This window comes from Streptomyces sp. MB09-02B (genome assembly GCF_033794485.1).
GTDB lineage: Bacteria > Actinomycetota > Actinomycetes > Streptomycetales > Streptomycetaceae > Streptomyces.
On the sequence record NZ_JARGEE010000636.1, the window covers coordinates 1 to 3,561 of the forward strand.

Genomic DNA, 3,561 nt, shown 5'->3' on the forward strand with positions numbered 1-3,561 from the left:
ACCCCACTCCGTCCGCCTCCCCGACCCCGCACGACGGGCTGGTCGACATCGAGGAGATCCCGCTGGACAACCTCCCCGCCGCGCTCATGGCGATCAACTGCGCCGACGACCCCGACCGGCCCACCGCCAGGGAGATCACCGACAATCTGCAGGACCTGCGCGCCGCCTACGAGGACGCCTCCCCCGTCTTCGGCCGGTACCGGCTCACCCAGGTGCTGATGTGTTACGGCCGCCCCGCGGGCAGCGACTTCATCCGCGAGGAGGTGCGGGACGTGGACACCCCGAAGTTGCTGCTCGTGGGCACCCGGGGCGACCCGGCCACCCCGTACCGCTGGACCGTGGAGACGGCGAAGCGGCTCGGCTCCTCGGCGGTCGTCCTCGACAACAAGGGCAAGGGCCACACAGGGTACGGCTCGTCGAAGTGCGTGCACGCGAAGGTCGACGACTTCCTGCTGTTCGGGACGCTGCCCGACGACGGAAGTTCATGCGGAGTCGACGACTGAGCATCGGGCGCGTAACACGGGCGCAATCGGCACAACCCCGGGCGCATCCCGCTCGTCACACTGGGCAGACGTCACGTTTGCACGTGCCGTACCTGTATGTGACTGAACCTGGGGGAATCCACCGATGCGTATCCGTTCCTTGCTCACCGTCTCCACCGTGGCCACCGCCGGCGCCGCGCTCCTCCTCACCGCCGCCCCTCAGGGGCTCGCCGCCCAGCCGGCCGCGAAGACCCCGGTCTGCAAGTCGAAGGCCCTCAAGCTGGGGGCCAAGCAGGCGAAGGACACGCGGATCGTGCACATCAGCGTCAAGAACACCGGCACCCGCGCCTGCACCGTCGACCGCCTTCCCGTCGTCACCTTCGGCGACCTCGACGGGGCGGCCCAGCCGGTACCGTCGGGCGAGAGCGGCCCGTACAAGGTCGGCGCGGGGAAGACGGTGTACGCCGCGGTCCGCACGATCGCCGACCTCAAGGACCCCGAGGCCCGTCGCGTCGACACGATCACGGTGTCGGCCAACCCCAACCTCTACGGCCGCACGTTCACGGTGAAGCAGCTGGGCGCCACCAAGAAGGTGAAGGTCTGGGAGCCCGTGACGACCTGGTGGAAGCCGTCCAAGGCCGCCGCCGACAAGGCGCTGAAGAAGGAAGTGGGCTGACCCCCTCACGGCAGCCGCCGACGCCGACGAGCCCGTCGGCGCGCACCCTCACCGGTGCGCGCCGGCGGGCTCGTTCGCTGCTCGGCGCCACCCGTCGGAGAGGCCCGCAGAGAGGAGTCCGTTACCCCAAATGCCCGATACGCGAATCAGTCCTATCGTGAAGGCATGGAGCATGCCCTCAGCCCCGCGACCCTCATCGAACTGCGCCGCCCGCGGCCCTACCCGGCGGTCTCGGTCCTGACGCCGACGCACCGCCGGGAGCCCGAGAACGCCCAGGACCCGGTCCGGCTGCGCAATGCCGTGGCCGAGGCGAAGAAACGGCTGGAGCGCGATCCCGCCGTCACCCGGGAACGGCGCCACGACGTCGTCGAGCAGCTGGACCGGGCGCTGGCCGAGGTGGATCTGACGCACGCCGAGGACGGTCTGGCGATCTTCGCCGCGCCCGGGGAGCACCAGGTCTGGTCGCTGACCCGCCCGGTGCCGGAGCGCGTGGTGCTCTCGGACACCTTCCTCACCCGGAACCTGGTGGCCGCGCAGGCGGCGGAGCGGCCGTTCTGGGTGCTCGCGGTCTCCCCCGACCGGGTCACCCTGTGGAACGGCGGCGGCGAGCGTGTCACCGAGGCGCGCGTCGGCGGGTTCCCGATGACCAGGGACCGCGACAACTTCGACGCCGAGCGGCAGGAGCGGATCGGCGACCTGCCGTCCACCTTCCGCGACGAGGACACCCGGCACTTCCTCCGGGACGCCGACGCCGCGCTGGCCAGGGTGCTGCGCACCCGGCAGCGGCCCCTCTACGTCACCGGCGAGACGGCGGCGCTCTCCCTGCTCGACGAGATCGGCACGGTCACCAGGCACGCCACCCACATCCCCCACGGCGGTCTCGCACACGGCACCCCGGAGGCCGTGTGGCAGGCGATCGGGCCCGCGGTCGCCGCCGAGGACCGCAGGAACGCCGACACCGTGGCGCGGCGGCTCGAAGCGGCGCGCGGTCACAGGACGTTCGCCGCGGGGGTCGACGAGGTCCGCCAGAACGCCCAGCAGGGCCGGATCCAGCTGCTGGCCGTCGAGGAGAACTTCCGGACGACCGTCCGCGCGGACGGTGGCGGCGCGGAGGCGCATCTCGTGCCGGCCGAGAGCGGCGACCTCGACGTCCGCGAGGACATCGTGGACGAGATCGTCGAACGCTGCCTGGACACCGGTGCCGAGGTCCGCTTCGTCCCCGACGGCATGCTCGGCGACGCCCGGGGCATCGCGGGCGTCCTGCGTTACTGACCCGCGCACCGCACCAGCCCGAACGCCGCCGGGAGGGACGTCAGACGCCCCGCAGGAGGGACGTCAGACCCCGGTCGAGCGCGGGGCCCACCTCCTCGCTCCCGGCGGCGACGACGGCGTAGCTGCGCAGCAGAAAGCGCTGGAGTGCCGCCTTCTCGAAGCGGAGCAGCGCCATGCCGTACGGGGAGTGCAGCTCCACCACCGTGCGGAGCCGGCCGCTGGGCCGGATGTGCACGTCGCCGGCGCCCGCGGGGGCGCGCACGCCCTCCTCCAGCAGTCCACGGGAGAACGTCCAGGTCACCATGGAGCCGTTCAGCGAGATGTCGGCCGGGAAGTCGAGGTGCACGGCCAGCGGATCGTCGGAGGAATAGCGCAGGCTCGCGGGCACCGGGACCTCCCGGTCCTCCTCCGTGACGAGGAGCGCGCGGGCGGGCTGTTCCAGCGTGACGGTCATGAACGGTCTCCGTTTCGGATGAAGCTCTTCCTGCCGAGAGCTTTCGCAGGACGCGGCCTCCTGGATTCATCGCTGTGACCCATGTCACGCACAGGCCCGAGGGGGCGTTCGCACATATGCCCCTCGAACAGGGGAATGAAAGACAGGTGAATGCGGTCGACGACCCGTCAAGTCGCGTACGATTCCTACGACTTGGGCCCTCCGGGCGCGTAGCGCATCACGACGGGCACCCCCGACCGCGAGGACGGTGGCATATGCCGGAAGCACCACCGTATCGGGTCTTGCCAAATCCCTTACAGCGCGTCCGGGGCTGTGCAACAGTCGTAATCGGCCCTTACGTCAGCGTTGGTCGTACCGTCCCCCATCGGAGTACGTGATGCCGTCCCCTCTCTCTGCGGATCGTCCCGCCGCCCAGCCGCCCCGACGCGGCACGGTCGACGCGCTCATCTCGCAGACGCGACGGCTGCGGGGCGACATGGACGCCGTACGACGCGACGCGCCCGCCGACGAAGCCGATCCCGAGATCCGCTGGCAGCGGGCCCTCTACGAGCTGGCCCTGCACCAACTGAGCGATCTCGACGGCCACTTGGCACAGCTGCGGGACGGTCCGGCCCCGCCGCCCGCCCCCGCGGCCGTCGCGTCTGCGAGATGAGCGCGTCGACCGTGCCGCGTCGGGG

Annotated in this window: 4 protein-coding genes and 1 pseudogene; 4 read left to right on the forward strand and 1 reads right to left on the reverse strand. The window is 71.3% G+C overall.

The genetic code is table 11. The annotated features are described in order from the left end of the window. The 3 genes from P1P70_RS42060 to P1P70_RS42070 form a co-directional block, all read left to right on the forward strand. A partial coding sequence (locus tag P1P70_RS42060) for an alpha/beta hydrolase (RefSeq protein WP_319247390.1) occupies positions 1-503 on the forward strand: 503 nt, incomplete at its 5' end. A 124-nt stretch (positions 504-627) separates the two neighbouring features. After that, the gene (locus P1P70_RS42065) at positions 628-1,158 is read left to right on the forward strand and encodes a DUF4232 domain-containing protein (RefSeq protein ID WP_319247392.1); all 531 of its coding nucleotides are present in this window, start codon (positions 628-630) and stop codon (positions 1,156-1,158) included. 165 nt (positions 1,159-1,323) lie between these two features. Further along, positions 1,324-2,430, forward strand: a complete 1,107-nt coding sequence (locus P1P70_RS42070; RefSeq protein ID WP_319247394.1) for a chemotaxis protein — start codon at positions 1,324-1,326, stop codon at positions 2,428-2,430. Positions 2,431-2,470: 40 nt separating this feature from the next. Here the strand turns inward: P1P70_RS42070 and P1P70_RS42075 are convergent, their stop codons facing one another. Continuing rightward, on the reverse strand, positions 2,471-2,884 hold the full coding sequence (locus P1P70_RS42075) for an SsgA family sporulation/cell division regulator (protein WP_319247396.1): 414 nt from the start codon (positions 2,882-2,884) through the stop codon (positions 2,471-2,473). Between the two features lie 376 nt (positions 2,885-3,260). On the opposite strand from P1P70_RS42075, the pseudogene P1P70_RS42080 reads away from it, so the two are divergent. After that, positions 3,261-3,527: pseudogene (locus tag P1P70_RS42080) on the forward strand (phosphatase); the annotation flags it as partial. Positions 3,528-3,561 lie beyond the last annotated feature (34 nt).